Source organism: Pseudomonas sp. RIT-PI-S, from assembly GCF_025642975.1.
Taxonomy (GTDB): domain Bacteria; phylum Pseudomonadota; class Gammaproteobacteria; order Pseudomonadales; family Pseudomonadaceae; genus Aquipseudomonas.
In genome coordinates this window covers 32,039-58,616 of sequence record NZ_JANZKJ010000010.1, presented here as the reverse complement: position 1 = coordinate 58,616, position 26,578 = coordinate 32,039, and the positions used below count along the sequence as shown (strand labels likewise).

General features: G+C 62.7%; 24 protein-coding genes and 1 pseudogene. 11 read left to right on the top strand and 14 right to left on the bottom strand.

What is annotated here, in order from left to right; genetic code table 11:
• The first annotated feature begins 22 nt into the window (after positions 1-22).
• The gene (locus OGL93_RS14950) at positions 23-1,117 is read left to right on the top strand and encodes an aminopeptidase (protein WP_263263569.1); all 1,095 of its coding nucleotides are present in this window, start codon (positions 23-25) and stop codon (positions 1,115-1,117) included.
• Here the strand turns inward: OGL93_RS14950 and OGL93_RS14945 are convergent.
• Together OGL93_RS14945 and OGL93_RS14940 are read right to left on the bottom strand one after the other, a co-directional pair.
• Positions 1,085-1,741, bottom strand: a complete 657-nt coding sequence (locus OGL93_RS14945) for an HAD family hydrolase (RefSeq protein WP_263263568.1) — start codon at positions 1,739-1,741, stop codon at positions 1,085-1,087. The genes OGL93_RS14950 and OGL93_RS14945 overlap by 33 nt on opposite strands.
• An 8-nt stretch (positions 1,742-1,749) precedes the next feature.
• Positions 1,750-2,301: a gamma carbonic anhydrase family protein gene (locus OGL93_RS14940; protein ID WP_263263707.1), complete on the bottom strand. Its 552-nt coding sequence runs from the start codon at positions 2,299-2,301 to the stop codon at positions 1,750-1,752.
• 100 nt (positions 2,302-2,401) lie between these two features.
• Here OGL93_RS14940 and prlC point away from each other — a divergent pair, with 100 nt between their 5' ends.
• Together prlC and OGL93_RS14930 are read left to right on the top strand one after the other, a co-directional pair.
• On the top strand, positions 2,402-4,453 hold the full coding sequence (prlC, locus tag OGL93_RS14935; RefSeq protein ID WP_263263567.1) for an oligopeptidase A: 2,052 nt from the start codon (positions 2,402-2,404) through the stop codon (positions 4,451-4,453).
• Entirely contained in the window at positions 4,453-4,725 is a 273-nt protein-coding gene (locus OGL93_RS14930; protein ID WP_263263565.1) for a YheV family putative zinc ribbon protein, read from the top strand. Before prlC ends, OGL93_RS14930 begins: the two co-directional genes overlap by 1 nt.
• A gap of 75 nt (positions 4,726-4,800) precedes the next feature.
• Here OGL93_RS14930 and OGL93_RS14925 read toward each other — a convergent pair whose 3' ends face one another.
• On the bottom strand, positions 4,801-5,508 hold the full coding sequence (locus OGL93_RS14925; protein ID WP_263263563.1) for a FadR/GntR family transcriptional regulator: 708 nt from the start codon (positions 5,506-5,508) through the stop codon (positions 4,801-4,803).
• 249 nt (positions 5,509-5,757) lie between these two features.
• On the opposite strand from OGL93_RS14925, the gene gudD reads away from it, so the two are divergent.
• From gudD to OGL93_RS14905, 4 genes are all read left to right on the top strand, one after another.
• Entirely contained in the window at positions 5,758-7,104 is a 1,347-nt protein-coding gene (gudD, locus tag OGL93_RS14920; protein WP_263263561.1) for a glucarate dehydratase, read from the top strand.
• Positions 7,105-7,174: 70 nt separating this feature from the next.
• The gene (locus OGL93_RS14915; protein WP_263263559.1) at positions 7,175-8,233 is read left to right on the top strand and encodes a PA0069 family radical SAM protein; all 1,059 of its coding nucleotides are present in this window, start codon (positions 7,175-7,177) and stop codon (positions 8,231-8,233) included.
• Positions 8,234-8,495: 262 nt separating this feature from the next.
• A complete protein-coding gene (locus OGL93_RS14910) occupies positions 8,496-9,215 on the top strand; it encodes a carbonic anhydrase (protein WP_263263558.1) in 720 nt (239 codons plus the stop codon).
• A gap of 199 nt (positions 9,216-9,414) precedes the next feature.
• Positions 9,415-10,947 (top strand): SulP family inorganic anion transporter, encoded by a 1,533-nt coding sequence (locus tag OGL93_RS14905; RefSeq protein WP_263263557.1) that lies wholly within the window; start codon positions 9,415-9,417, stop codon positions 10,945-10,947.
• Here OGL93_RS14905 and OGL93_RS14900 read toward each other — a convergent pair.
• On the bottom strand, positions 10,944-11,588 hold the full coding sequence (locus OGL93_RS14900) for a hypothetical protein (RefSeq protein ID WP_263263556.1): 645 nt from the start codon (positions 11,586-11,588) through the stop codon (positions 10,944-10,946). The genes OGL93_RS14905 and OGL93_RS14900 overlap by 4 nt on opposite strands.
• Before the next feature lie 229 nt (positions 11,589-11,817).
• Here OGL93_RS14900 and OGL93_RS14895 point away from each other — a divergent pair, with 229 nt between their 5' ends.
• On the top strand, positions 11,818-12,450 hold the full coding sequence (locus OGL93_RS14895; RefSeq protein WP_263263555.1) for an SCO family protein: 633 nt from the start codon (positions 11,818-11,820) through the stop codon (positions 12,448-12,450).
• A gap of 4 nt (positions 12,451-12,454) precedes the next feature.
• On the opposite strand, the gene OGL93_RS14890 is transcribed toward OGL93_RS14895, so the two are convergent.
• The 3 genes from OGL93_RS14890 to OGL93_RS14880 are packed head-to-tail and all read right to left on the bottom strand — an operon-like array spanning position 12,455 to position 14,943.
• Positions 12,455-13,228, bottom strand: coding sequence for a MetQ/NlpA family ABC transporter substrate-binding protein (locus OGL93_RS14890; RefSeq protein WP_263263553.1), 774 nt, complete (start codon positions 13,226-13,228; stop codon positions 12,455-12,457).
• A 45-nt stretch (positions 13,229-13,273) separates the two neighbouring features.
• Positions 13,274-13,936: a methionine ABC transporter permease gene (locus OGL93_RS14885; protein ID WP_263263551.1), complete on the bottom strand. Its 663-nt coding sequence runs from the start codon at positions 13,934-13,936 to the stop codon at positions 13,274-13,276.
• Positions 13,936-14,943 carry a methionine ABC transporter ATP-binding protein gene (locus OGL93_RS14880; protein WP_263263550.1) on the bottom strand — a complete coding sequence of 336 codons (1,008 nt, stop codon included), beginning with the start codon at positions 14,941-14,943 and terminating at the stop codon, positions 13,936-13,938. The genes OGL93_RS14885 and OGL93_RS14880 overlap by 1 nt, the downstream gene beginning before the upstream one ends.
• A gap of 242 nt (positions 14,944-15,185) precedes the next feature.
• On the opposite strand from OGL93_RS14880, the pseudogene katE reads away from it, so the two are divergent.
• A pseudogene (katE, locus tag OGL93_RS14875) lies at positions 15,186-17,324 on the top strand (catalase HPII); the annotation flags it as partial.
• Between the two features lie 72 nt (positions 17,325-17,396).
• Here the strand turns inward: katE and OGL93_RS14870 are convergent.
• The 5 genes from OGL93_RS14870 to OGL93_RS14850 all read right to left on the bottom strand — a co-directional run bounded on the left by OGL93_RS14870 (position 17,397) and on the right by OGL93_RS14850 (position 21,312).
• Positions 17,397-18,233 (bottom strand): SDR family NAD(P)-dependent oxidoreductase, encoded by an 837-nt coding sequence (locus OGL93_RS14870; RefSeq protein ID WP_263263549.1) that lies wholly within the window; start codon positions 18,231-18,233, stop codon positions 17,397-17,399.
• 254 nt (positions 18,234-18,487) lie between these two features.
• Positions 18,488-19,195, bottom strand: a complete 708-nt coding sequence (locus OGL93_RS14865; protein WP_263263548.1) for a PA5502 family lipoprotein — start codon at positions 19,193-19,195, stop codon at positions 18,488-18,490.
• A gap of 83 nt (positions 19,196-19,278) precedes the next feature.
• Positions 19,279-20,064, bottom strand: coding sequence for a zinc ABC transporter permease subunit ZnuB (znuB, locus tag OGL93_RS14860; RefSeq protein WP_263263547.1), 786 nt, complete (start codon positions 20,062-20,064; stop codon positions 19,279-19,281).
• Positions 20,057-20,830, bottom strand: a complete 774-nt coding sequence (gene znuC, locus OGL93_RS14855) for a zinc ABC transporter ATP-binding protein ZnuC (protein ID WP_263263546.1) — start codon at positions 20,828-20,830, stop codon at positions 20,057-20,059. Before znuC ends, znuB begins: the two co-directional genes overlap by 8 nt.
• Positions 20,830-21,312, bottom strand: a complete 483-nt coding sequence (locus OGL93_RS14850; protein ID WP_263263545.1) for a Fur family transcriptional regulator — start codon at positions 21,310-21,312, stop codon at positions 20,830-20,832. The genes znuC and OGL93_RS14850 overlap by 1 nt, the downstream gene beginning before the upstream one ends.
• 17 nt (positions 21,313-21,329) lie before the next feature.
• Between OGL93_RS14850 and OGL93_RS14845 the strand changes: the two genes are divergently transcribed.
• Entirely contained in the window at positions 21,330-22,298 is a 969-nt protein-coding gene (locus tag OGL93_RS14845; RefSeq protein ID WP_263263544.1) for a zinc ABC transporter substrate-binding protein, read from the top strand.
• 6 nt (positions 22,299-22,304) lie between these two features.
• On the opposite strand, the gene OGL93_RS14840 is transcribed toward OGL93_RS14845, so the two are convergent.
• Complete coding sequence (locus OGL93_RS14840) at positions 22,305-23,255, bottom strand: homoserine kinase (RefSeq protein ID WP_263263543.1); 951 nt, start codon at positions 23,253-23,255, stop codon at positions 22,305-22,307.
• A gap of 59 nt (positions 23,256-23,314) precedes the next feature.
• Positions 23,315-23,602, bottom strand: a complete 288-nt coding sequence (locus OGL93_RS14835) for a DUF2782 domain-containing protein (protein WP_263263542.1) — start codon at positions 23,600-23,602, stop codon at positions 23,315-23,317.
• Positions 23,603-23,676: 74 nt separating this feature from the next.
• Between OGL93_RS14835 and polA the strand changes: the two genes are divergently transcribed.
• Positions 23,677-26,439: a DNA polymerase I gene (gene polA, locus OGL93_RS14830; RefSeq protein WP_263263541.1), complete on the top strand. Its 2,763-nt coding sequence runs from the start codon at positions 23,677-23,679 to the stop codon at positions 26,437-26,439.
• Positions 26,440-26,578: the final 139 nt, after the last annotated feature.

Genomic DNA, 26,578 nt, shown 5'->3' with positions numbered 1-26,578 from the left:
CCAGGCAGGCATGATTAGGCGCATGTTCGAATTTTTTGTCAGGCGTTCACGCCACCGCCCACTCGACCGTTTTTGCAGAGGGTTGGTTCCCTTACTGGGTATTTTCCTGCTCAACGGTTGCGCCACCGTGGACTATTACCAGCAACTGGCCAGCGGCCAATGGTCGCTGTTGCGCGCGCGTGAGCCAGTGGAGAAGGTCATCGCCGACCCCACACGTGCCCCGACGTTACGCAGCCGCTTGGCTGAGGCCGAGCAGGCGCGCACGTTTGCCAGTGAACGGCTTGGCCTGCCGAACAACCGTAGCTACCGCCTGTACGCGGACATCCACCGACCGTTCGTGGTGTGGAATGTGTTCGCTACCGCGGAGTTCTCGCTCGACCCTGTCCAGTATTGCTTCCCCATTGCCGGCTGCGTGGCGTATCGCGGCTATTACCAGCAAGGCCGGGCCCGTGGTGCCGCGGCGTTGCTCCGCCAGCAGGGCCTGGACGTTTACATGGGTGGGGTGGAGGCTTACTCGACGCTAGGCTGGTTCGATGACCCTATCGTCAGCTCGATGATGGGATGGGGTAGCGAACGCCTCGCCACGCTGATCTTCCATGAGCTGGCCCACCAGCGGTTCTACCTGCCGGGCGACACGCCGTTCAACGAGTCCTTCGCGACCTTCGTCGAGCAGGAGGGTACCCGCCAGTGGCGTGCAGCACGCGGCCTGCCCGCCGAAACCGATGACCAGAATGCTCGTAGGGACGCCTTCGTTCGCTTGGTGCTGGACCTGCGCAAGCGCCTTGAGACGCTTTATAGCCAGCCGTTGGCACCTGATGCGATGCGCGTGGCCAAACAAGCGGAGATCGATCGGCTGCGGCGGGAGTACCGTCAACTGCGCGACAGCCAATGGGGCGGCAGAGGCGCATACGACGCTTGGGTAGAGGCGCCTATCAACAATGCCAAGTTGCTGCCGTTTGGTTTGTATGACCAGTGGGTGCCGGCATTCGCTGTCTTGTACCGGCAGGCTGGGGGAGATTGGCCTGCCTTCTACCGGGCGGTGCGTACGTTGGGCGCGCTTCCTGCGCCACAGCGGCAGCAGGCGTTAGAGGCGTTGCTCGCTAAAAGCCAGGTGTAGTTGTTCAAGCGTGGCGAAGTGGAACGCCGGCGCTTCGGCGCTGAGCTCCTCGAAACTGCCGAAGCCGTAACCCACGGCAACGGCGGCCAGGCCATTACGGTGAGCGCCGATGAGGTCGTGTTTACGGTCACCGATCATCAGCGTTTGTGTGCGGTCCAGCTGTTCGGCTTCGAGCAGGTGGGCGATCAGCTCGACCTTGTTGGTGCGAGTGCCGTCGAATTCGCTGCCATAAATCACCTTGAAGTGCCGGTCAAAGCCGAAGTGTCGGGCGATCTCCCGGGCAAACTCCCAGGGTTTGGACGTAGCTACGAACAAGTCCCGGCCTTGGGCGCGCAGGGTGTCTAGCAGTTCGATCACCCCTTCGAATACTTCGTTTTCATACAGGCCGGTCACCTTGAAGCGTTCCCTGTAGTGATTGACCGCTTCCCAGGCACGGGTTTCGTCGAACCCATAGAACTGCATGAAGGCTTCGAGCAAGGGTGGGCCGATGAAGTGCTCCAGCGTGCGCAGGTCGGGCTCATCGATGCCCATTTTGGCCAGTGCATACTGGATGGAACGGGTGATCCCTTCGCGAGGGTCGGTGAGGGTGCCGTCAAGGTCGAAGAGAATGGTCTGGTAGCGCATGGAGGTACTCAAGAGGTAAGGCCATCAAAGCCTTCGGCCAGGTGCAGGTCTTTCAGCTTGACGTAGTTGCCGGCGGTGTAACTGAAAAACCCCCGCTCCTTATCGGTCAACGGCCGTATTTGTTTCACTGGGCTGCCAACATACAAGAAGCCGCTTTGAAGCACCTTGCCCGGCGGCACCAAGCTGCCGGCCCCGATGATTACATCGTCTTCCACCACAGCGCCGTCCATTACCGTGCTGCCCATGCCTACCAGAATCCGGCTGCCCAACGTGCACCCATGAAGCATGACCTTGTGACCGATAGTCACCTCGTCGCCGATCAGCAGCGGGAAGCCCTCCTCGTTGTAAGGCCCTGCATGGGTGATATGCAGCACGCTGCCATCTTGGACGCTGGTGCGGTTGCCGATCCGAATGCGGTGCATATCGCCGCGAATCACGGTCAAAGGCCAAACAGAGCTGTCTTCGCCAATATGCACGTCGCCAATGACCACCGCGCTGGCATCGACAAAGGCGCGTGGGCCTACAACCGGGCTGACCCCGGCGAAAGTGCGAATCACGATAGTCTCCTTCTGTAGGGGCAATAGTGGCCGCCGTTGCTGCGCGGGCCCATGATTGTAATTAAGATGACCGGTGTTTCTTCTTCAGCCAAGGTGTGTGACCGTGACCGAGACCAATCCGCTGCTCCAGCCTTACGACCTGCCGCCCTTTTCGGCCATTCGCCCTGAGCATGTGCAGCCGGCGATCGAGCGTATTCTCGCGGATAACCGTGCCGCGGTCAGCGCGATTCTAGAACGCCAGGGCAACGAGCCGAGCTGGGAAGGGCTGGTGCTGGCCATGGACGAGCTCAACGACCGCCTTGGCGCGGCCTGGAGCCCGGTCAGCCATCTCAACGCCGTCTGCAACAGCCCGGAACTACGCCAGGCCTATGAAGCGTGCCTGCCTGCGCTGAGCGCCTACTCCACCGAGCTGGGCCAGAATCGCCAATTGTTCGAAGCCTTCCAGGCATTGGCCAATAGCCCGGCCAGTGGCGCCTTCGACGTTGCCCAGAAGACCATCATCGAGCACTCGCTGCGTGATTTCCGCTTGTCTGGTATCGACCTGCCGGCGGATCAGCAAAAGCGTTATGCCGAAGTGCAAAGCAAGCTGTCGGAGCTTGGCAGCAAGTTCTCCAACCAGCTGCTCGACGCTACCCAGGCGTGGACCAAGCACGTTACCGACGAAGGCGCCCTGGCCGGGCTGACCGATTCGGCGCGGGCCCAGATGGCTGCCGCGGCGCAGGCCAAAGGCTTGGAAGGCTGGTTGATCACCTTGGAATTCCCCAGCTACTACGCGGTAATGACCTACGCCCAGGACCGCGCCCTGCGCGAGGAAGTGTACGTGGCCTATTGCACCCGGGCCTCGGAGCAAGGCCCTAATGCCGGCCAGAACGATAACGGCCCGGTGATGGAGCAGATCCTGGACCTGCGCCAGGAGTTGGCCCACCTGCTGGGCTTCGCCAACTACGCCGAGCTCAGCCTGGCGACGAAAATGGCCGAATCCAGCGACCAGGTGCTGGGGTTCCTGCGCGACCTTGCCCAGCGCAGCAAGCCGTTCGCCGAGAAAGACCTGCAACAGCTCAAGGCGTTCGCCGCCGAGCAGGGTTGCCCAGACCTACAAAGCTGGGACAGCGGCTATTACGGCGAGAAATTGCGCGAGCAGCGTTACAGCGTGTCTCAGGAAACCCTGCGCGCATACTTCCCGATCGACAAGGTGCTTAGCGGGCTGTTCGCTATCGTGCAGCGCCTGTATGGGATCGAAATCGCAGAGCTATCCGGCTTCGACAGCTGGCACCCCGACGTGCGCCTGTTCGAAATCAAAGAAAACGGCCAGCACGTGGGGCGGTTCTTCTTTGACCTGTATGCCCGGGCCAACAAGCGTGGTGGCGCCTGGATGGACGGCGCCAAGGACCGCCGGCGTACCGCCGAAGGCGCGTTGCAAAGCCCGGTCGCCAACTTGGTTTGTAACTTCACCCCGGCAGTGGCCGGCGAGCCTGCGCTGCTGACCCACGATGAAGTGACTACCCTCTTCCATGAGTTCGGCCATGGCCTGCATCACCTGCTCACCCGTATCGAGCACGCCGGTGTTTCGGGCATCAACGGCGTGGCCTGGGATGCCGTGGAACTGCCGAGCCAGTTCATGGAGAACTGGTGCTGGGAGCCCGAAGGCCTGGCGCTGATCTCCGGGCACTACAAAACAGGCGAGCCGCTGCCGCAAGACCTGCTGGAGAAAATGCTCGCCGCCAAGAACTTCCAGTCGGGGCTGATGATGGTCCGCCAGCTGGAGTTCTCGTTGTTCGACTTCGAGCTGCATGCCACCCACGGCGATGGCCGCACGGCCCTGCAGGTGCTCGAACAGATCCGCGACCAAGTGTCGGTGATGCGCCCGCCGGCCTACAACCGCTTCCCCAACAGCTTCTCGCATATTTTCGCTGGCGGTTATGCCGCAGGTTATTACAGCTACAAATGGGCCGAAGTGCTGTCGGCAGACGCGTTCTCGCGCTTCGAGGAAGACGGCGTGCTCAACCCCGACACCGGGCGGGCATTCCGCGAAGCGATCCTGGCCCGTGGCGGATCGCAGGCCCCGTTGGTGCTGTTCGTGGACTTCCGTGGTCGTGAGCCATCCATCGATGCCCTGCTGCGGCACAGTGGGCTGGTGGAAGGCGAGGCGGCGTAATGGAGGCACCAGTGAGTAAAACAACCAAGCGCTTTATCGCCGGGGCTGTCTGCCCGGCCTGCAGCGAAATGGACAAGCTCATGATGTGGAGCGAAGACGACGTTCCGCACCGTGAGTGCGTGGCCTGCGGTTATGCAGACACCCTTAACGCCCAAGGGCAATCCATTCCGAAAGAGTTGGGCACCCGCGTCAACCAAGCGCAGCCTAAGCCTGCGCAACCTAAAGTGCAGACTGTGCAGTTCTTCCCCAACCCGAAGTTGAAAAAGCCATAGCGGCAAGGCTTTGGGAGGCCTGCGGGCCGGCCTTGTAGGAACCGGCGAAGCCTGTGAACAGCGCTTCGCTCGGCCCTACCGCCCTGCATCAAACCGCTCCAGGCTGTTGCTTAGATGCAGCAGCATGGCGGCGCGGGCGGCGTCCGGGTCTTTTCGGCGTATGGCGCGGTAAATGGCCTCATGTTCGGCCTGGGCCATTTTGCCTAACTGAGTAAAGTCCTCACCCCCGCGTTCTTGGCTGTTGAGCTGGGTGCGCGGAATCAACGCCGTGCCCAAGTGGAGCAACATTTCCGGAAAGCAGTTATTGCCTGTGGCTTGGGCGATCAGCAGATGGAACTTGCGGTCCGCTGCAACGCAATCGTCATTGTTAGCCAGTAGCCGGCCGTATTCGTCCAGTGCCTCCCGCATTTGTGTCAGCTGGGTGTCGCTACGGCGCCCGGCGGCCAGTGCCGCGGCTTGGGTTTCCAGCCCCATGCGCAACTCCAGCACGCTGCGCACATTGGTCAGGGTGGCCACGTTCAGGCGCAGCCCGCCATGCCCCTGCCGCTCAACAACGAAGGTGCCCACGCCATGGCGGGTTTCCACTAGCCCCGCCGCCTGCAATTTGGACAGGGCCTCGCGGACCACCGTGCGGCTGACCCCATGTTCACTGACGATGACGGTTTCCGGCGGCAGCTTCTGCCCGGTCGCATAGTCTCCGCGCAGAATGCGCTGGGTCAGCTCATTGACCAAATCGTGGGCCAGGTTTGGCGTGCGTCGCCGTGCCAGAGGGTCGCTTTCCATGGGCCATGTTCCACCTGCCAGGTAAGCGCGCATCTTAGCACTGAGATTCTCGAAAAGGCCGCTAGTTGTATGACAACGATAACTAATAAAGTGATATGAGAGGGAAATGTCTCGATAACTCACCGTAAAGACAGGCAGTGGATTGTCGGCTTAAATCTTTAAGTTGTATGATGACTGTTGAGGAGGACGTGCCTGCACGGTGGTGCCATACCTCCTGGACCCCTAATCGTCTCGACAAGGACCATAACAATGAACGATTTTTCCAGCGCGGCCGGCCAGGCCCCAGTCGTCACTGAACTGCAGGTCATTCCCGTGGCCGGTCACGACAGCATGTTGCTCAACCTGAGCGGCGCCCACGGCCCCTTTTTCACCCGCAACATTGTGATCCTGAAGGACAACGCTGGGCATATCGGAGTGGGGGAAGTACCCGGAGGCGAGCGCATACGCGAAACCCTGGAGGATGCTCGGAGCCTGGTGGTCGGCCAGCCGATTGGTCAGTATCAGCAGACGCTCAACCGCATGCGTGAGGCGTTCGCCGCGCGTGACAGTGCGGGCCGTGGCCTGCAGACCTTCGACCTTCGCATCACCATCCATGCGGTAACTGCCATCGAAGCCGCCCTACTGGACCTGCTCGGGCAATTTCTCGAAGTGCCGGTGGCGGCGTTGCTTGGCGAAGGCCAGCAGCGCGACGCAGTGAAGATGCTGGGTTACCTGTTCTACATCGGCGACCGCCACCGGACCGACCTAGGCTACCGCCGCGAGGGCGAAGGCGACGACTGGTTCCGGCTGCGCAATGAGCCCGCGCTCACTCCAGAGGCCGTGGTGCGTTTGGCCGAAGCGGCCAAGGCTCGCTATGGCTTCAATGACTTCAAGCTCAAGGGCGGCGTACTGCGCGGCGATGAAGAAATCGAAGCGGTAACGGCGCTTGCCGAGCGCTTTCCTCAGGCACGCATCACCCTGGACCCCAACGGCGCGTGGTCGCTCAAAGAAGCGATCCGCCTGTGCCGGGATCAGCATCAGGTACTGGCCTACGCTGAGGACCCCTGCGGGGCCGAGGACGGTTATTCCGGGCGCGAGGTAATGGCTGAATTCCGCCGCGCTACCGGGCTGCCGACTGCCACGAACATGATTGCCACTGACTGGCGGCAGATGGGGCACGCCATCCAGGCGCAAGCAGTGGACATCCCCCTGGCAGATCCGCACTTCTGGACGATGCAAGGCTCGGTTCGGGTCGCCCAGATGTGCAACGACTGGGGCCTGACCTGGGGCTCCCACTCCAACAACCACTTCGATATCTCCTTGGCAATGTTCACCCAGGTGGCCGCCGCGGCGCCGGGCCAGATCACCGCCATCGATACTCACTGGATCTGGCAAGACGGCCAACGGCTTACGCGCGAGCCGCTGAAGATCGTCGAGGGCCATGTGCAGGTGCCAAAAAAACCGGGGCTGGGGGTCGAGATCGATATGGGCGCTGTCGCGCGCGCGCATGAGTTGTACAAAGGCATGGGTTTGGGGGCACGGGACGATGCCGTAGCGATGCAGTATCTGATCCCGAACTGGCGCTTCGATAACAAGCGGCCATGCCTGGTGCGTTGAACCGACGGAGGGAAAACCAGGGCGTGGTGGAGGTGTTTATACTGTGTGCATATACAGTATGGAGGCCTCCATGTTACCTAGAGCTCCCCAGCGTGGCCGGGGCACGGTCAGCAACCCGGACAACCGCTTCCATGGGCGTCATTCAGCGGCGGAGGATGACGGTTGGTATCAGGAAATGCCGCCTAGCGTGCATACCGAAGTGCGGATCGAAGCCGCCAAAACCATCATTGCCCGCAACACCTCACCGGATATTCCGTTTGATCGCTCCATCAACCCGTACCGGGGTTGTGAGCACGGCTGCATCTACTGCTTTGCCAGGCCAACCCATGCCTATTGGGACATGTCCCCTGGGCTGGACTTCGAAACCCGGCTGATCGCCAAGACCAACGCCGCACAGCGCCTGGAAGAAGCGCTAAGCAAGCCGGGGTACCGCTGCGCGCCCATCGCCTTGGGCGCCAATACCGACCCCTACCAGCCCATCGAACAGCAATACCGCATCACCCGGCAGCTGCTCGAAACACTGCTGCGCTACCGCCATCCGGTCACCATCACCACCAAAGGCGCCATGGTATTGCGCGACCTGGATGTGCTGCAGGAGTTGGCGAGCCAGCAACTGGTGCGGGTAATGATCAGCCTGACCACGCTGGACGACGAGCTCAAGCGCACCCTTGAACCGCGCGCGGCGGCGCCTAAGGCACGGCTGCGGGCTATTCGCGTGCTGGCCGAGGCCGGCGTGCCAGTCGGGGCGATTTGCGCGCCGGTGATTCCGATGATCAACGACCACGAAATCGAGGCGTTGGTACAAGCAGCCAGCGACGCCGGGGCGCGTAGTGCTCACTACATATTGCTGCGCCTGCCGCTGGAGGTCGCACCGCTGTTCGAGGAATGGCTGGCTGACCATTATCCGCAACGCGCCACCCATGTGCTGAGCCTCATACGGCAAAGCCGTGGCGGGGAACTGTACGATTCACGCTTTGGTGAGCGGATGAAGGGGGAAGGCGTTTTTGCCCAGCTGATTGCCCGGCGCTTCCATGCGGCGGTCAAGCGGGCCGGGCTGGCGGGCCGCGAGCGCGACGCCTTGGATTGCTCGCGTTTCTGCCCGCCTGGCCGGCAGATGGCGCTGCTGTAACACACCGTCAAACGCCCTTCAGGTAGCCGGTTGTCGCGGCGCGGCTTGCGGCGCCGAGGCGCTCAGCGCTAACAGCCGGACGTCGGCAAGCAGCGGTGTTGCCGGCGAGCCATGCCAGCACTTCAGCTTTAATTAAGGGGCAGACCATAGTTTAAGAATTGTCTTATCCGGTCACAGTTTCCCTAACACGCGAGTTAAAGCTTTCGGTGTAGGATTTTTCACCCGACCTTGTGGGACTTTCCTACCGTCAAGAGGATCAAGCATGACTTCCAAGGATCAACCTCTCCCAGACCCGTCCACCGGGGCCGAAAGCGCGGACGAGGCGCTCAAGCACATTGTTGATGGCTTTCGTCACTTCCATCAGGAAGTCTTCCCACAGCAACAAGCGTTGTTCAAGAAGCTGGCGACTGCCCAGCGGCCGCGCGCGATGATCATCACCTGTGCCGATTCGCGCATCGTGCCGGAATTGATCACCAACAGTTCTCCGGGCGACCTGTTCGTGACCCGCAACGTAGGCAACGTGGTTCCGCCCTATGGGCAAATGAACGGCGGCGTGTCCACTGCCTTGGAATACGCGGTGATGGCCCTGGGCGTACAGCACGTCATCGTCTGTGGCCACTCGGACTGCGGCGCCATGCGGGCAGTGCTCAACCCGGACAGCCTGGAGCGCATGCCGACGGTCAAGGCCTGGCTGCGCCATGCCGAAGTGGCCAAGACTGTGGTGCACGAGAATTGCAGTTGCGGCACCGAAGCCGAAACCATGGCCGTGCTCACCGAAGAAAACGTAATTGCCCAGCTGCAGCACTTGCGCACCCATCCCTCCGTGGCTGCTCGCCTGGCCAGCGGCCAGTTGTTCATACATGGCTGGGTATACAACATTGAAACCAGCGAGATAAAAGCCTACGACGCCGAGCAGGATCGCTTTCTGCCTCTGGACGGGCCTTACCCAACGCCAAGCGCAACCCCGAAAGGCCGGTTTTGAACACCGGGCAGTAATCACTAGAAGGCCAACGCGGGCTGCGCTCAAGCGCGGCTCGGGCCGTTTCCGCTCCGATAAAAACAATTAAACGGGTGCACGCCTGCGCACTCTGGAGGTGGCGTTCGGCTGCCTGTCAGGTAAAGGCGCGGCTGCGCCTATGGCAACGGTTCAGCCGCGGCCTGATGAACTTCAGGAGAGCGACGTGAATATTTCGCAGATAAAAGCGGCGTTGCCGCGCGAGTTGATGGCTTCGGTGGTGGTGTTTCTGGTCGCGTTGCCCTTGTGCATGGGCATTGCCATCGCTTCCGGGGTACCTCCCGCCAAGGGTTTGGTAACAGGCATCATTGGCGGCCTAGTGGTGGGTTTTCTAGCCGGCTCGCCGCTGCAGGTCAGTGGTCCGGCGGCTGGCTTGGCGGTGTTGGTATTCGAATTGGTGCGCCAGCATGGCCTGGCTATGCTCGGCCCCATTCTGCTGCTGGCCGGTGCGTTGCAATTCATCGCTGGGCGCTTTCGCCTCGGTTGTTGGTTCCGGGTAACTGCGCCGGCAGTGGTGTACGGCATGTTGGCCGGCATCGGGGTGCTGATCGTGCTATCGCAGATACACGTGATGCTTGACCAGGCGCCGCAACCTTCGGGCATGAGCAACCTGTTGGAGTTTCCCGGCGCGGTGAGTGAGGCGCTGCCGCTACTGGGCGGCGGCCTTGGCTGGCAGGCGGGCCTGCTCGGGGTGCTCACCATGGCCGTCATGTGGGGCTGGGAGAAGCTACGTCCGGCCCGGTTGCGGTTCGTGCCCGGCGCCTTGTTGGGCGTCAGCGCCGCTACCTTGCTCAGCCTGCTGCTGCCGCTACAGGTCAAGCGGGTGCAAGTGCCGGCCGACCTTACGCAAGCCATCGACTGGCTCAAGCCCGCGGACCTGCTGGCCTTCGCGGACCCTGCCCTGCTGGTCGCGGCGGTCGCCCTGGCGTTTATCGCCAGTGCCGAAACGCTGTTGTCGGCGGCGGCAGTCGACCGCATGCACAGCGGCGTCCGCTCGGATTTCGACCGCGAGCTCTCGGCGCAAGGTATCGGAAACATGTTGTGCGGGGTGCTAGGTGCTTTGCCAATGACTGGGGTGATCGTGCGTAGCTCGGCCAACGTCCAGGCCGGTGCGCAAACCCGCATGTCGGCGATACTCCACGGCGCCTGGCTGTTGGCCTTCGTGGTGTTGCTGTCGAGCGTGCTGCAACGCATTCCAGTGGCGAGCCTGGCGGGCGTATTGGTGTTCACGGGTATCAAGCTGGTTGATTTCAAGGCATTTCGCGGCCTTGGCCGCTATGGGCGCATGCCGATGTTCACCTATGCGGCGACCGCACTGGCGATCGTTTTCACCGACCTGCTGACCGGCGTATTGCTGGGCTTTGCCTTGACCCTGCTTAAGCTGGCGCTGAAAGCGGCGCGGCTGAAGATCGCCCTGGTGCCAGTGGGGGAGCGTCGGCTGGAGCTAAGGCTTACGGGCGCTGCGACTTTTCTCAAGGTTCCAGCCCTGACCAAGGCCCTCGCCAAGATCCCCCCTGGCAGCGAAGTGCATGTGCCGCTCAATGGCTTGAGTTATATCGATCACGCTTGCCTGGAGCTACTTGAAGACTGGGGTCGCGCCAACCAGGCCAGCGGTTCACAGCTGATCATCGAGCGCCGTGGCCTCAAGCGCCGTACCGAAGGCCGCCTGCGCACAACGAGCGGCCTGGGCGCTGGTTAAGCGATATTGATCTCGATCCCCAATTGCCGGGACAGGCACGGCCAGCGCTTCCAGGCCGCACCTGTTTCCGGGCTGGTGAGCCGGTCCTTGTAGGCCTGCACGGTTTCCTGCTCGAAGGCTTCTTCGTTTAGCAACTGGTCTATAGAGTGATGCACCACTTCGTCCAGCTCGTTGGCGAACGGCTCGCCAATCAGGTTATGGGCAATAAGGTTGGCCACAGTGGTGTCCAGCGGGATCAGTGGCTGGGAAAAGTGGCGGATATACAGGTCGTTGACTTCTTCTACCAGGCGGTGCGCCAGGTACGCTTCATCCAGCAGGCTGTCCAGGCCCTCGTGCCCAGCCATGATCTTCGGCGGCTGGATAAAGTATTCCAGGGCGATATTGAGCACCGGCTGGATCTGTGCGCCGATGCCGGCATCGATGGCGACCTGTGCGGCGGCGTCGATAAGGTCCGGCACTTGCTCGATATAGGCATCGACGAAGCGGTGCAGAATGGCCTCCGCTTCGGCCTGTGCCCCACTCAGGGTTATGGAGCGGTGCAATTCGCTCAGCCGCCCATTGAGAAGCCCAGCCAGTTGCCCGGTTTGCGCCTCGTGTGCGTTGGCACGGTCTATCAGCTCGCGCAATGCGGCGGTATTCATGTTCACTCCGGCTAATACGTTCACGCAAAGCCCCTAAGATAGTTGGCCCTCGAGGGGCGAACAGATGAAATTCTCATAACTACGGCAGCGTTATTTCGTTGAGTTCTGGATGGGAAGTTCGGCGGATGTTCCAAGCGGATGGCATAGCCGGCCCGAGCTTTAAGCGTAGCCCTTTTCCCCCAAGGCAAGATCGCCGTACCCTGTGCAGCCGCCAGCAAGAGTTCGTGTCATGACCCGTATCGAGAAAATCGCCGCAGCCTGTATCGTCGTCGCGGCCCTTGGGGTGGGCTGGATGATCGAAACCAAGCTCAGTGGTAGCGATCTCGATGGCAGCGCAGAGCTGCTCGAGGCCGGGATCGTGCTGTTACAGCAAGGCCGCCCGATGCCCAGGCTGAGCATGACCAACCAGGACGGCCAGGCCGTCATCATGAACGAGCTCAAAGGTGGCTGGAGCCTGCTGTTCTTTGGCTATACCTTTTGCCCGGACATCTGCCCGACCACCCTGGCGCAGTTGCGCGAAATTCAACGCAAGCTTGCGCCAGCCGACGCGAAGCGTTTGCAGGTGTATTTCGTGAGCGTCGACCCGCACCGGGATACAGCCGCGCAGTTGAAAAGCTACCTGGGCTATTTCGACAAAGCCTTCAAAGGCCTCACGGCGCCTGAGGCGGTGCTGCTGGAGTTTTCCACGGCCACTGGCATTCCCTACCTGCCGCCTGATACCAGCCAGCCCAACTACACCGTGCAGCACAGCGGTAACCTGGCGCTGGTTGGCCCGGACGGGCAGCTGCGCGGGTTCATCCGCGCGCCTTTCGATACTGCCATGCTGCTGCGGCGGCTGCCGGGCTTGCTGGAGCGGGACTAGCGGCTCAAAAAGCTGGCACTACCGCGCCCTTGTACTTCTCCTGAATGAACTGCTTGAGCTCAGGGCTGTGCAGTGCTGCGGCGAGCTTCTGCATGGCAGGCGAGTCTTTGTTGTCGGGCCGGGCTACCAGAATGTTCACGTAAGGCGAGTCGTTGCCTTCGATCACCAAGGCGTCGTGCGCCGGGTCGAGCTTGGCTTCCAGCGCATAGTTAGTGTTGATCAGGGCAAGGTCGACCTGGGTCAGCACGCGTGGCAGGGTCGCCGCTTCTAGCTCACGGAACTTCAGGTCCTTCGGGTTCTCGATGATGTCCTTGGGGCTGGCGAGGATGTCCCGGGGGTTTTTCAGCTTGATCAGCCCCGCCCCTTGCAGCAGCAGCAATGCACGGCCGCCGTTGGTGGCGTCGTTGGGAATGACCACGTTGGCGCCGCCGGGCAGCTCATCGAGCTTTTTATACTTGCTGGAGTACGCGCCCAAGGGCTCCAGGTGCACGCCAGTTACCGCGACCAGGTCCGTGCCTTTGCCGTTGTTGAACTCGGTGAGGTAGGGCTGGTGCTGGAAGAAGTTGGCGTCGAGGCGCTTTTGCGCCACTTGAAGGTTCGGCTGGATGTAATCAGTGAATACTTTCACGTCCAGGTCCACACCCTCTGCCGCCAGGGCCGGTTTGACGAACTCGAGGATTTCAGCGTGAGGCACCGCGGTGGCGGCGACCGTGAGGGTTTCGTTGGCCTGGGCGGTCAAGGTGAAAAAGGCGGCAACGGCCACCAGCAGGTGTTTCATGGGCAAGGCTCCTGTAGGCCGCCGGGTTGACGGCGGCCTGGCTGCTTATTTACGAGAGAAATGGATAACCAGGCGGTCGCCGATGCTTTGCAGCACCTGCACCAGCACCAGCAGCAAAATAACGGTCACGACCATGACGTCGGTCTGGAAACGCTGGTAGCCGAAGCGGATCGCCAGGTCCCCTAACCCGCCCGCGCCTACCACACCGGCCATGGCGGTGTAGGACACCAGGGTAATCGCCGTCACGGTGATAGCGGCGAAAATCCCCGGCCGCGCTTCCGGCAGCAGCGCGTTGAGGATGATCTGCCGAGTGGTGGCCCCCATGGACTGAGTGGCTTCGATAATGCCGCGGTCGACTTCCCGCAGGGCGGTTTCCACCAGCCGCGCGAAGAACGGGGTAGCGCCCACCACCAGCGGCGGAATCGCGCCTGGAACGCCCAGCGAGGTGCCGGTGATCAGCACCGTGAACGGGATCATTACGATCAGCAGGATGATGAATGGCAAAGAGCGCAGCACGTTGACCATGAACGACAACAGCGCATACACCCGCCGCTCTTCGAACAATTGGCGTGGCCCACACAGGAACAGCAACACGCCCAGCGGCAGGCCCAGCAGCACCGTGAACAGCAGCGACCCACCGAGCATCAGCAGGGTGTCGACGGTAGCCAGCCAGATTTCAACCCAGTCGATATTGGCAAAGAATTCCATCAGCGCAGTACCTCCATATGAACGTCCGCCTGCGTGAAGCGAGCGAAGGCCGCGTCCAGGTCGCCGCCGGTGATGGCGAGGGTCAGTTGCCCATAGGGGGCATCCTTGATGCGGTCGATGCGGCCGGCCAGGATGCTGTAATCCACGCCAGTCTCCCGCGCTACGGTCCCCAGCAGCGGCGCATAGGTGGCCTCCCCCTGGAACGTCAGGCGTACGATGCGCCCCGGCACATGGGCGAAGTCATCGCGTTGTTCCGCTTCATCGACCTGCTCGTCTTCCTGCACGAAGCGCTTGGTGGTGGGGTGGCTGGGGTGCAGGAACACCTCGGCGACCGGCCCCTGCTCGACGATACGGCCGGCATCCATGACCGCGACCTGGTCGCACACCCGGCGGATCACGTCCATCTCGTGGGTGATGAGCACGATGGTCAGGTTGAGCTCGCGGTTGATTTCCGCCAGCAGGCGCAGCACAGACGCCGTGGTTTGCGGGTCCAGGGCGCTGGTGGCTTCGTCGCACAGCAGAATCTTTGGCTGGGTTGCCAGGGCACGGGCGATGCCGACCCGCTGCTTTTGGCCGCCGGACAGCTGCGCGGGGTATTTGCGCGCATGTTCGCTCAAGCCAACCCGTGCCAGCAGGCTCGCCACCCGGGCGTCGATCTCGGCGGCGGGCAGTTCGCCCGCCAGGCGCAAGGGCAAGGCGACGTTATCGGCTACGGTCTTCGAGGCCAGCAGGTTGAAGTGCTGGAAGATCATACCTACCTGCTGGCGCAGCCGGCGAAGGCGATCCGGGCCGAAGGCGGTGACGTCTTCGCCATCAATGAAGATTTTTCCGCCGCTGGGCTGCTCCAGCCGGTTGATAAGCCGCAGAAGGGTACTTTTACCCGCGCCAGAATGGCCGACCAGGCCGAACACCTGGCCTGCGGGAATCACCAGCCGGGTGGGATGCAAGGCAGGAATGTCCTTGCCTGCTACCCGGTAGGTCTTGTGGGCGTCTTGAAACTCGATCACGGGTCACCTGCGTGCCACGCACCTGAGGGCGCGTATGGAGGGCGGTTGGCCAAAACCGCGCATTTTAGCCTGAGCGCAGCCGTAGCTTCAGCATTTCTTTCATATCCGGCACCGGCGCAGTGTGTCGTGCTTGAAACGAAATTAACGGAACGGGGTTGCCGTGGCCCGGTCACTAACAAAGCACCGCGAAACACGCCAGGCCATTAGGCCAACACGAGCCCTCAAGGGGCCGCAGCCATCGAGGAGTGAGCCACATGACAGCCGACACCGGAAAGCCCAGCGAACTAGCAGGCACCGACGCCCCCGACCGCGCCAACACCAACGATAAGCTTGAGGCCCTAGAGACGTTCCGTTCGGACGCCACCGGAGAAGCGCTTCGGACCAATCAAGGGCTGAAGATCAGCGACAACCAGAACACTTTGAAAGTCGGCCAGCGAGGCCCTTCGCTGCTCGAAGATTTCATCATGCGGGAGAAGATCACCCACTTCGACCACGAGCGCATTCCCGAGCGCATCGTGCATGCCCGCGGCACTGCGGCGCACGGGTACTTCCAGAGTTACGAGTGCCACTCGGCGCTGACCAAGGCGGCCTTCCTGCAGGACCCCGGCAAGCAAACGCCGGTGTTCGTGCGTTTCTCCACCGTACAGGGCCCTCGCGGATCGGGCGATACCGTGCGTGATGTGCGCGGCTTCGCCACCAAGTTCTATACCGACGAAGGTAACTTCGACCTGGTCGGCAACAACATGCCGGTGTTCTTCATTCAAGATGCGATCAAGTTCCCAGACTTCGTTCACGCGGTGAAACCCGAGCCGCATAATGAAATCCCTACGGGCGGCTCGGCTCACGATACCTTCTGGGACTTCGTCTCGCTGGTGCCAGAATCGGCGCACATGGTCATCTGGGCCATGTCGGACCGTGCAATCCCGAAAAGCCTGCGTACCATGCAAGGTTTCGGTATCCACACCTTCCGCCTGGTCAACGCCGAAGGCAAAGGTACCTTCGTCAAGTTCCACTGGAAGCCCAAGCAGGGCGTATGCTCGCTGGTGTGGGACGAAGCGCAGAAGCTGGCCGGTAAGGACACGGACTACCACCGTCGCGATCTGTGGGAAGCCATCGAGATGGGCGACTACCCCGAGTGGGAGCTGGGCGTGCAGATCGTTCCGGAAGAAGACGAGCACAAGTTCGAATTCGACCTGCTGGACCCGACCAAGATCATCCCCGAAGAGCTGGTGCCGGTGACGCCGCTGGGCAAGCTGGTGCTCAACCGCAACCCTGACAACTTCTTCGCCGAAACCGAGCAGGTTGCCTTCTGCCCTGCCCACATCGTGCCGGGGATCGACTTCACCAACGATCCGCTGCTTCAGGGCCGGCTGTTCTCCTACACCGACACCCAGATCAGCCGCCTTGGCGGGCCGAACTTCCATGAAATCCCGATCAACCGGCCCGTGGCGCCGAACCATAACGGCCAGCGCGACGGCATGCACCGTATGACCCTGGACCGCGGCCGCGCCTCCTATGAGCCCAACTCCATCGACGGTGGCTGGCCCAAGGAGACCCCGGCCGGCCCACGCGATGGCGGCTTCGAGACGTATCAAGAGCGGGTGGATGGCTACAAGATCCGCCAGCGCAGCGATTCGTTCGCCGACCACTTCTCCCAGGCCACGCTGTTCTTCAACAGCATGAGCGAGCCTGAGAAAGAGCACATCATTGCCGCTTACAGCTTCGAGCTGGGCAAGGTCGACCGTGAATTCATCCGCGCCCGCCAGGTCAACGAGATCCTCGCCAACATCGACCTGACCCTGGCCCAGCGGGTAGCCGCCAACCTCGGCCTGCCTGCACCGACCGCGGGCACGGTGCCGGTAAAACCGTCGAGCCTGAAGCAGTCGCCAGCCCTGAGCCAGATGAACCTGCTGGTCGACAGCATCAAAGGGCGCAAGGTAGCGGTATTGGTGGCAGATGGCGTGGACGAAGGGACTGTCGCGTCGATCAAGGCCGCGCTGGAAGCCGAAGGCGCGCACGCCAAGGTGCTGGGCCCGACCTCCGCGCCGGTGAAGACCGCTGCTGGCGGTACCCTGCCGGTGGATGCATCTATGGAAGGGCTGCCGTCCATTGCCTTCGACGCCGTATGGATTCCAGGCAGCCAGCAGTCGGTCCAGGCCCTGAGCGGCAATGGGGTTGCGCTGCATTACGTGCTCGAAGCCTACAAGCACCTCAAGGCCATTGGGGTCAGCGATGACGCCAAGGACCTGCTTGACCTGCTCCGGCTCGACCAGGATGCGGGCCTGCTGGTAGGCGACGGCAAGGTGGCGGACTTCATCGCTGCGATCAAGCAGCACCGGGTGTGGGCTCGCGAGCCTAAGGCCAAGGCTGTGCCGGCCTGACCCTAGGGCTGGTAAATAAAATCCGATGCCTGTGATGGGCATCGGATTTTTTTTTGCCCTGGTTTACGTGGCTCAGAAGGCGCCATCCGTAGAGGCAGAAAGCTCAGCCAAGGCCAGGCGTTCGGCTGAGCGGGTTTCGAGGGATACCGTCGCCATCGCCAGTGCGTCGCTGCCCGCCAGAAATTGCTTAGGAGGCACCGCCATGGCCGCTAGCTGCACGATAACTGCCCCCAGCTTGGCCGGGTCGCCCTGCTGCTTGCCTTGATACGGGCGGAAGGCGTCCTCGACGGTGCCCCGGGCGGCATAGTCGTCGATAGTTTCGGTGCCATACTTGACCGATACGGGATCGAGGAACTCAGTGCGGAAAAAGCCCGGCTCGACCACAGTAGTTTTAATGCCGAAGGGTTCCAGTTCCGGCCCCAGCGATGCAGTCAGGCCCTCGATCGCATACTTGGTAGCGCAATACACCGAGGCGCCGCTAAAGCCGATCACCCCGCCCACCGATGAAATATTGATGACATGCCCTGCCCGTTGGCCGCGCATCACCGGCAGCACGGCCCGCAGCACGTGCATCAGGCCGAACACGTTCACAGCGAACTGCTGCTCGATATCCGCCGTCGGGGTTTCTTCGAAGTGGCCGAGCAGCCCGTAGCCGGCGTTGTTGACCAGCACGTCGATGCGTCCAAAGGCGCTCAGCGCCGCCTTCACCGCAGGCTTAGCCTGGGATGCTTGGGATACGTCCAGCTCGACCAGGATCAGACGATCCGCCGGCAGTGATTGAAATGCTGTGCGCAGTTGCGCCAGGTTGCGGCCCGTGGCGATTACCCGGTCGCCGGCGCCTATCGCCGAACGGACGATCTCGGCGCCAATGCCTCGGCCGGCACCCGTGACAAACCAGACTTTGCTCATGCTTTTACCTCTCGCGGTCGTTGGCCCGTTCCGGGCGCCATGGAGGGGTAAAGGGTAAGGCGACGCGCTAGGGCTGGTTTGCCTGAAACTCCGAGGCCCTAGCGCGATACTGTTGAAGGGCTGCCCCTGCACGTGAGCCGGTAGGAGATTCCATGGTTGCCCGCACGCACCACGGCTTGCCGACGACAGGCGTTACATGGCGTTGCGCTCGGTCGCGGGCGAGCCCGCTGCTACGGTGTTGGCGTTGTAGGAACTCAGGGCTTGGCTGGGCTCAGGATGATGATCGCAGGCTGCCGCCGTTCGATGCGATGGCTGAGCTTCCACTGCAGGTCGGGCGCGCGGCGGGCCACACGGGTGCGGATCAAGGTTTCGAGCCAGGGGATATCGGCCTGGCGCGGGGCTTGAACCACCACATCGCAGCGGTAGTTGACGATATCCGTGGTGATGTCGTCCAGTTGCGCCCAAAGCTGATGAAGATCACGAGTAGCCAGGGTGACTGGCGTGCTGTTCGCCGTAGGGTCGATCACATGAGCGACCGGCTTGGCTTCTGCCGCCCGCAGTGCCGCTTCGGCTTTTTCCAGCTCAGCCTTGCGCGCCTGGGCGATCGCGCCATTGACCCCGCCGGTCAGTGCCGGCGCCTTGGGCATCAGGGCACGGGCGCGAGCCAGCGCGGTGGCGGCGGCGTTGACATCACCTTTTTGCAGCACGATCTGGCTGCGCTTGAGGTAGGCCTCGGCCAACTGGCGCTGCAGGCTCTCGAGCTGCGGGTCGTTCGGCGTTTGCGCTTGCACGGCGGCCAGCTGATCTTCAGCGGTGGCCAGCTCGTTGCTGGTAATGCTCTGCTGCAGCACCTCGACGGCGCTGGGCGGTGCCGGCGGCGCTTCGACCGGCGCGCTCTGGCAACCGGCCAGCACCAGCGAAACAGCTGCGATCAGCAGACAACGAGACGTGAAAGGCTTCATTGCACCACTCTCTTTATGGGCAAAATCGAGCAAGTCTACACGCCGGACGGCCGCCGGAAAAAGCCCCACGTGGCGGGCGACCTTCAGGCGCGACGCGGCAGGCCATAACTGCACAGGAACAGCGCCGCTGCGCACACCACGATAGAGGGCCCGGCGGGGGTGTCCTTGAACCACGACATGGCCAGGCCCGCGCACACCGAGGCCACGCCAAGCACGCTGGCACCGAGCGCCATTTGTTCGGGAGAGCGCGCGTGGCGCTGCGCGGCCGCGGCCGGGATGATCAGCAATGAGGTGATCAGCAGCACGCCTACGATTTTCATCGCCACTGCAATCACGATGGCGATCAACAGCATCAACGCCAGCCGCAGAGGTGCCACCGGCAACCCCTCGACCCGGGCCAGCTCTTCGTGCACGGTGATTGCGATCAGGGGCCGCCACAGCACCAGCAGCAAACCGAGCACCACGGCACTGCCGCCGAGAATCCAGGCAAGGTCGGTTGGGCTCACCGCCAGCAGGTCGCCGAACAGGTAGCCCATGAGGTCAATGCGTACATCGCGCATAAAGCTCAGCGCCACCAGGCCCAGCGAGAGCGTGCTCGGTGCCAAGATGCCCAGCAACGTGTCCGAGGCCAGCGGCTGGCGTTGTTGCAAGGTCACCAGGATGACCGCCAGCAGCAGGCAACCGGCCGTCACTGCCAGGGTAGGGCTGACCTGCAACGCCAGGCCCAGCGCTACCCCGAGCAAAGCCGCGTGAGACAGGGTATCGCCGAAATAGGCCATGCGCCGCCAGACCACGAACGAGCCGAGCGGCCCCGCTACCAGCGCCAGCGCCAGGCCAGCGGCCAGGGCATAAACCAGAAAGTCATCCATGCTTGCACTGCGCTCCGTGCTGGTGGCCTTGGCCTTCGACCACTTCGCCGTGGAGCGTGTGGGCATGGTCATGGTGGTGGTGGTAAATCGCCAGGCCCGGTGCGTGCTCACCAAACAACTCGATATAGGCGGGATCGCCGCTCACTTGCTCGGGGTGGCCCGAGCAGCACACGTGGCGGTTCAGGCACACCACTTGGTCGGTGGTGCTCATCACCAGGTGAAGGTCGTGCGACACCATCAGCACGCCGCAACCGTGGCGGTCTCTGAGGCGGGTAATCAACCCATACAGCTCCGCCTGGCCGGCGACGTCCACACCCTGTACGGGTTCGTCCAGCACCAGCAACTGCGGTTCACGCAGCAAGGCACGAGCCAGCAGCACCCGCTGCATCTCGCCGCCGGAGATGGTTTGCACGGGTTTGTCGATCACTTGCGCGGCACCGACCTCGGCCAGCGCGGCGGCGGCGCGAGCGCGGTCTACGCCGGGCAGCAACCGCAGAAAGCGCAGCACCGAAAGCGGTAGCGTTTGTTCGACCACCAGTTTTTGCGGCATGTAGCCCACACGCAGCCGAGGCTGGCGCCATACCGAACCGCTCGTAGGCTTGAGCAGGCCGAGCACCGCGCGCACCAGGGTGGTCTTGCCAGCGCCATTGGGGCCGATGAGGGTGACGATTTCCCCAGGCCGAACCTGCAGGTCGATGCCTTCGAGGGTGGCCTGGCCGCCGAAGTTGACCGTGACCTGCTCCAGCCGAATAAGCGCGTCGTTCATCAGGTTGCCTTGCAACTGGCGCACAACCCCACCACTTCCACCGTTTGGGTCTCTACCGCAAACCCTACGGTCGCCGCGCCCTGGTTGATCGCCTGGCTGATGGCTGGATGTTCAAGCTCCACTGCGACGTGGCAGCTGCGGCAGATCAGGAATTGCCCCTGATGGACGTGCTCGGGGTGTATGCAGCCGATGAAGGCATTCAGCGAGGCGATACGGTGGACCAGGCCGTTCTCTAGCAGAAAATCCAGCGCGCGATACACCGTTGGCGGCGCTGCACGGCGCCCGTCTTGCTCGCTCAGCACCGCGAGGATGTCGTAGGCGCCCAGTGGCTTATGGCTTTGCCACACCAGTTCGAGCACGCGACGGCGCAGCGCGGTCAGCCGCAGGCCTTTTTGCTCGCACAGTACGTCGGCTTCCGTCAGGGCGGAATGCACGCAGTGAGAATGATCATGAGGGCGGTTGGCCAACGGGGTGATGAACATGAGCAGGACGCATCGGAATGGAGACGTTATTATGTTACCTCTTTCTACTGCCCAAGGTGCCCACCGTGTCTCGGCTTTTTTTGTGGTTTGTCTGTAGCGCCTTCGGCCTGGGCCTGAGCCCGCTGGCCTGTGCGCAGTTGAAGGTACTCACCAGCATCAAGCCGCTGCAGCTCATTGCCGCGGCAGTCCAGGACGGCACCGGCATCCCAGACGTACTGCTTCCGCCAGGCGCTTCCCCCCATAACTATGCGTTGCGCCCTTCTGAGGTTCGCAGGGTAGCGGAGGCTGACCTGCTGTACTGGATCGGCCCAGACCTCGAAGGCTTCATGCAGCGGCCACTGGCCCTGCGCAAGCTGCCAAGCGTGGCGGTTCAGGCGCTGCCCGGCCTGCATCTGCGGCGCTTCAGCGAGGACAGCCAGTCCCATGACGAAGATACCGACGAGCATGACCACGACCATCGCCCAGGCTCGCTGGACGCACACCTCTGGCTGGACCCAGCCAACGCGCGGGTGATCGCCGAGAAGATGGCGGCCGACTTTGCCCAGGCGGACCCGGCCAATGCCGCGCGCTATCAGCAGAACCTTGTGAGCTTCAAACAGCGCCTCGAACAGCTGGACGCGAGCATCCGCCAGCGGCTTTCGGGTGTTGCTGGCAAGCCATTCTTCGTCTTCCACGAAGGCTTCGATTATTTCGAGCAGGCATACGGGCTCAAGCACGCTGGCGTCTTCACCGTAGGCGCCGAAGTACAGCCGGGGGCCGCACATGTGGCGGCCATGCGCGCGCGGTTGAGTGAAGCTGGTAAAAGTTGCGTGTTCAGCGAGCCACCAGCGCGCCCACGGCTGGCCGAAACCTTGACCGCCGGCCTGCCAGTGCGCCTGGCGGAGCTGGATGCCCTGGGAGGGTTCGACGAACCTAGCCCCCAGGGTTATGAGCACCTGCTGCAGCGGCTGGCCGATAGCCTGGCCGGTTGTTTGGAAGAGATTTAGCCAGCCTCAGAGTGGGAACGGCAGGGCCACCGTGACTTCCTGGCGTTGCGCCAGGCGGCGCTCGAACTCGGCCGGGTCATGAATGAGCACGTCGCGGCCGGCAAAGGACTGTGCCGCGATCAACCGCGACAACCAGAACCGCACGCACGCAACCCGCAGCAGTACCGGCCACAGCTGCACCTCGGCGGGGGTGAAGCGGCGCAGGCGCGCGTAACTGGCCAGCAGGGCGTTGGCCAGCGCGGGTTGCAGGTGCCCGTCTGCCGCCGAGCACCAGTCGTTGAGGCTGATAGCCAGGTCGTAGAGCATTGGGCCGGCGCTGGCGTTGTAGAAGTCAATCACGCCCGTAAGGTGGTTGCCTTCGAACATCGCGTTATCGCGGAACAGGTCGCCGTGAAGGTTCGCCATGGGCAGCGCGAGAATCCCCTCCCGGTGCTGGCGTATCTCTTCCAGCGCGCCGTTCAACATTTCGGCGGCCTTGGGTGCCAGGCTGGGTAACAGCCGCTCACCCTCGCGCAGCATCCAGGTCATGCCGCGATCGGTGCGCCGTTGCAGGATGCGATCGCGTGTGGCCAGGTGCAGCCGCGCTAGCAGCGCGCCGATTTCCGCGCAATGATGCGCGTTCGGTGCGCTGATGTGCTTGCCGGCGAGGCGCGGTTGCAGCAAGGCAGGCTTGCCCGCGAGTTCACGCAGGGCAACGCCGTCCTTGGCCTGAAGGGCGAAGGGCACCGGCAGGCCGGCCTGGTGCAGCACTTCGAGCAGCTCGACGAAGAACGGCAGGTCCTGGCTGGGGCCGCGTTCTACCAACGTGAGCACGAACTCGCCTTTTTCCAGGCTGACAAAGAAGTTGCTGTTCTCGGTGCCTGCGGCGATGCCCTGGAAGTCCCGCAGCCGCCCCAGGTCGTAGGCTTCGAGGAAGGTTTCGAGTTGTGGGCGCGACAGCGGTGTAAACACGGACATGATTCGAGGCCTTAGGAGGCCCCGCCGCGCGGAGCCTGATTTGGATTAGCGCCGCGAGTCTACCACTTGAAGATTTCCCATTGGGGAATGAGCATGTCGGGCTGGTCGGAGCGGATGAAATTCGGGCTGGTCCCGTCGGCCCGCACCAGGAAGTACGGCTTGCCATGCTTGGGGGTGACCTTCACCGCGTAGAGGAAGCCGTTCTGCCGATACTCCTGGATCATCTTGTCGCCTTCTTGACGGATGGTGACGTCCGGGTCGGCCGAAGGCGCGTCGTCCGCGGCTAGCGCCGCCAGCGGAGCGGTGAGCAGGAACCCAGTGAGCATCAAGCGTTTAAGCGAGCACATGATAACCTTGTCCCTTTGTGGTCCATTGAACCGGCATTCTAACGCCGGCTTAGCTGAAAAGGTTGATACCGCTCATGAGCCAAGCGCCCCTCGTCCTGGTGGACGGATCGTCCTACCTGTACCGCGCCTTCCATGCCCTGCCGCCGCTGACCACGTCCCGGGGCCTGCCTACCGGGGCGGTGAAGGGTGTGCTGAACATGCTGCGCAGCCTGCGCAGGCAATACCCCGACAGCCCCTTCGCCGTGGTGTTCGACGCCAAGGGCGGGACTTTCCGCGACGAACTGTTCGCGGAATACAAAGCCAACCGGCCGAGCATGCCCGAGGACCTGCGTGTGCAGGTTGAGCCTTTGCATGCCGCGGTGAAGGCCAGCGGCTACCCGCTGCTGTGCGTAGAGGGCGTGGAAGCGGACGACGTCATCGGCACCTTGGCCAAGACCTGCGCCGCACAAGGGCGGCCGGTGGTGATCTCCACCGGCGACAAGGACATGGCCCAGTTGGTGAATGAGCACATCACCCTGGTCAACACCATGACCGGCACCGTGCTGGATATCCCCGGCGTGCGAGAAAAGTTCGGCGTTGGGCCAGAGCACATCATCGACTACCTGGCGCTGATGGGCGATAAGGTCGACAACATTCCCGGCGTACCCGGGGTGGGCGAAAAGACCGCCCAAGGCTTGTTGCTCGGCATCGGCGGCGGGCTGGCAGAGCTGTACGAAAACCTCGACCAGGTGCCGGCGCTACCGATCCGGGGCGCCAAGTCACTGCCGGCCAAGCTCGAGGAGCACCGCCAGATGGCGTTCCTGTCCTACGAGCTTGCTACCATCAAGACCGACGTGATGCTGGACATCGCCGTGGATGACCTGATGTGTGGCGAGCCGGAGCGGGAAATGCTCATGGCGCTGTACTCGGAACTGGAGTTCAAAAGCTGGCTCGACGAGCTCAAGCGTGATGCCCAGGCCACTGGCGCGCCGCTGAGCCTGCCCGACGCACCGGCGGCGGTGGACCCTACCTATGAAATCATCCTCGAGCCCGAACAATTCGAGATGTGGCTGGAGAAGCTTCACAACGCCGAGCTGTTCGCGTTCGACACCGAGACCACTGGCCTTGACGCGCAAACGGCGCAGCTGGTGGGGCTTTCCTTCGCCGTGCAAGCTCATGAAGCGGCGTATATACCGCTGACCCACTCCTACATGGGAGCGCCCCCCCAGCTGGACCGAGACATGGTTCTGCGCGCGATCAAGCCGCTGCTCGAAGATCCCGCCAAGCGCAAGGTGGCTCAACACGCCAAGTACGACATGAATATCCTCGCCAACTGCGCCATTGGCGGTGATCTCGATGAAGGCATCACCGTGCGAGGCGTGGCCTTCGACACCATGCTCGAGTCCTATGTGCTGGACTCGACCGCCACCCGCCATGACATGGACAGCCTGGCGGACAAGTACCTGAACCACAAAACCATCCTGTTCACTGACGTCGCCGGCAAGGGCGCCAAGCAGCTGACCTTCGACCAGGTCCCGCTGGAGCAGGCCGGCCCCTACGCTGCAGAAGATGCCGACGTGACCTTGCGGCTGCACCAGACGCTCGCGCCACGGCTCGCCGCGGTCCCGAGCGTGGAGAGCGTGCTGCGCGATATCGAAATGCCGCTGGTGCCCGTGCTCGCCCGCATGGAGCGCAACGGGGCCCTCGTGGATGCCGGCCTGCTGGCGGCACAAAGCCTTGAGCTGGGCGAGAAACTGGTGACGCTGGAGCGCGAGGCCTATGACATCGCCGGAGAGGAATTCAACCTTGGCTCGCCCAAACAGCTTGGCGTGATCCTTTATGAAAAGCTCGGCATGCCGGTGCTCAGCAAGACGGCCAAGGGCCAGGCGTCGACCGCCGAAGCGGTACTGGCCGAGCTGGCCGAGCAGGATTACCCGCTCCCTAGGGTGCTGATGCAGTACCGCACGCTGAGCAAGCTCAAAAGCACTTACACCGACAAGCTGCCCGAGCAGATCAACCCCCGCACCGGGCGCATTCATACCTCTTACCAACAGGCGGTGGCGGCTACCGGGCGGCTGTCGTCGAGCGACCCGAACCTGCAGAACATCCCTATTCGTACCGCCGAGGGCCGGCGTATCCGCCAGGCGTTCGTACCGGCGCGAGGGTACAAGCTGCTGGCGGCGGACTACTCGCAGATCGAGTTGCGGATCATGGCGCACCTGGCCCGTGACGAAGGCCTGCTGCACGCCTTCCAGAATGACCTGGACGTGCACCGGGCAACGGCTGCAGAGGTATTCGGCGTCGAGCTCGAGGCGGTAAGCCACGATCAGCGGCGCAGCGCCAAAGCGATCAACTTCGGCCTGATCTATGGCATGAGCGCCTTTGGCCTGGCCAAGCAGATCGGCGTGGACCGCAAGCAGTCACAGGAATACATCGACCGCTATTTCACCCGCTACCCCGGTGTGCTCGGTTATATGGAGCGCACTCGCGCCCAGGCCGCGGAAAAGGGGTATGTCGAAACCCTCTTTGGGCGACGGCTGTATGTGCCGGACATCAATGCAAAGAACCCTGCCTTGCGCCGCGGCGCCGAGCGCACCGCAATCAACGCGCCCATGCAGGGCACGGCGGCGGATATCGTCAAGCGGGCCATGATCGCTGTGGATAACTGGCTGACGGAGACCGGGCTGGATGCGCGAATGATCCTTCAGGTGCACGACGAACTCGTGCTGGAAGTGCGTGAGGACCTGGTCGAGCGGGTGCGTGAGCAGATCCAGCCGCACATGGCCAGTGCCGCGAGCCTCGATGTGCCGTTGCTGGTGGAAGTGGGCGTGGGTGATAACTGGGATGAAGCGCACTGAGGCGCGCCCGGAGGCTTGGGGCGGCTAGGATCGCAGGCTGCGGCCTGCTCCTGCCGGGCAGGTTCAGTTGATGAAATATCGCGGGTTATTGCGATTAATTTGCATCGCCCAGGAACTAAACCCGTGAATTTCGGCTCAG